The sequence below is a fragment of the Sphingomonas sp. 66-10 genome, from assembly GCF_001897045.1.
In the GTDB taxonomy this organism is placed as follows: domain Bacteria; phylum Pseudomonadota; class Alphaproteobacteria; order Sphingomonadales; family Sphingomonadaceae; genus Sphingomonas; species Sphingomonas lycopersici.
In genome coordinates this window covers 1-1,668 of record NZ_MKRR01000064.1, presented here as the reverse complement: position 1 = coordinate 1,668, position 1,668 = coordinate 1, and the positions used below count along the sequence as shown (strand labels likewise).

Here is a 1,668-nt window from a genome sequence, read left to right as displayed (position 1 = left end):
GGTGCCGCAAGACGCGGTGCAGACGCTTGGCAGCGATACCGTAGTGTTCGTCCGCACCGGCCAAGGCTTCCGCGCACAGCCGGTTCAGGTCGGCAGCCGATCAGGCGGGATGGTGGCGATCACCGGCGGCCTCGCCGCCGGCACGCAGATCGCCACCACCAACGCTTTTCTCCTCAAAGCGGAGATCGAGAAGGAGTCGGCGGAATGATCGGCCGCATCCTCTCCCTTTCGGTCCGGATGCGATGGCTTGTCGCCGTCCTGACCCTCGTCGTCATTGGCTTTGGTTTATGGCAGATCACCAAGCTGCCGATTGACGCTGTGCCCGACGTCACCAACCGACAGGTCCAGATCAGCACATTCGCCCCGACGCTTGGGCCGGTCGACATCGAAAAGCAGGTGACGTTCCCGGTGGAAACGGCGCTGGCCGGAATCCCAGGGCTTGAGATGACCCGCTCCATCTCGCGCAACGGCTTCAGCCAGGTAACGGCGGTCTTCACCGACCGCACCGACATTTACTTCGCGCGCCAGCAGGTGACGGAACGGCTCGCACAATCGCGCGACAGCCTGCCTTCCAACGCGCAGCCGATCCTAGCACCGCTCAGCACCGGGCTCGGCGAGATTTTCTTCTATTCGGTCGCCTTCCGTCACCCCGACGGCAAGGGCTTGAAGACGGTCGATGGGAAGCCGGGCTGGCAGTCGGACGGCAGCTATCTCACGCCCGAGGGCGAACGCCTGACCACCGAGCTGGCGAAGGCGGCATATCTCCGCACGGTGCAGGATTGGATCATCCGCCCACAGATGCGCGCCGTGCGCGGCGTCGCCGGGGTTGATTCCAACGGCGGCTATGTGAAGCAATATCTGATCGAGCCAAACCTGAACGCGCTCGTTAGCTATGGGCTGTCGGTGACGGAGTTGGCGGACGCGATGGAGCGGGCCAATCTCTCTGCCGGCTCCAATTACGTCCGCCGTGCCGGCGAGAGCTTCCTTGTCCGCGCCGATGCTCGCCTCAAATCGATCGATGACATTCAGGAAGCCGTCGTGGCAACCCGGAACGGCGTTCCCATCCGCGTCAAGGACGTGGGCCAGGTCGTGATCGGCGGTGCGGTCCGCACCGGATCCGGCAGTCGCATGGGATCGGAAGCGGTCATCTCGACCGTGCTGATGCTGGTGGGCGACAACAGCCGCATCGTCGCGACCGATGCCGCCGAGAAGCTGACGCAGATCAACAAGGCGCTGCCGCCCGACGTGTTCGCCGAGCCGGTCTACAACCGGTCCAAGCTGGTCAACGCGACGATCGCGACGGTCGAAAAGAACCTCACAGAAGGCGCGCTGCTCGTCATCGTCGTGCTGTTCCTGCTGCTCGGCAACATCCGCGCCGCGCTCATCACCGCTGCGGTCATCCCGATCACTATGCTGATGACGGCCGCCGGCATGAACGGGCTGGGCGTATCGGGCAACCTGATGAGCCTTGGAGCGCTCGACTTCGGGCTGATCGTCGACGGCGCCGTCATCATCGTCGAGAATGCGCTTCGCCGCCTCGCCGAGCGCCAGGAGCATGAAGGCCGGCTTCTCACCCGCGACGAGCGGATGGAGGAAACGACACTCGCGGCCAAGGAGATGGTGCGGCCGACCGTTTATGGTCAGCTCATCATCTTCCTCGTCTTCGTG

2 protein-coding genes are annotated in these 1,668 nt (G+C 64.2%); both read left to right on the top strand.

The genetic code is table 11. From position 1 onward, the window contains the following. On the top strand, positions 1-208 hold a 208-nt coding region (locus BGN95_RS06290; RefSeq protein WP_502688259.1), incomplete at its 5' end, for a permuted SH3 domain-containing protein. Beyond that, on the top strand, positions 205-1,668 hold a 1,464-nt coding region (locus BGN95_RS06285; protein WP_286771999.1), incomplete at its 3' end, for an efflux RND transporter permease subunit. The genes BGN95_RS06290 and BGN95_RS06285, both read left to right, overlap by 4 nt.